1 protein-coding gene is annotated in these 211 nt (G+C 70.6%); it reads right to left on the bottom strand.

Annotation, left to right across the window (positions count from 1 at the left end; translation table 11 throughout):
- Positions 1-211: CoA transferase (locus AX677_RS09110; protein WP_197416887.1), on the bottom strand; the 211-nt coding region annotated here is incomplete at both ends.

Raw genomic sequence — 211 nt, 5'->3', positions numbered from 1 at the left:
CAGGCCGCCCTTGTTCGGGTCGGGATTGGCGTCCTCCTCGCCGTAGGTCCGCGCCTCGCCCTTGTAGATCGGCAGGCGCCTCGGCATGTCGAGCCGGTTGCGGTCCTCGATCCGGATCACCTCGGCGCCGAAGTCGCCCAGGATCTGGCCGCAGAACGGCCCGGCGATCAGCGTCCCCATCTCGATGACGACGAGGTCGGCGAGGGGGCCC

The sequence above is a fragment of the Streptococcus sp. CCH8-C6 genome, from assembly GCF_001557225.1.
GTDB lineage: Bacteria > Bacillota > Bacilli > Lactobacillales > Streptococcaceae > Streptococcus > Streptococcus sanguinis_C.
The sequence above is the reverse complement of the archived record's forward strand: the minus strand, read 5'-3'. Positions and strand labels throughout refer to the sequence as shown.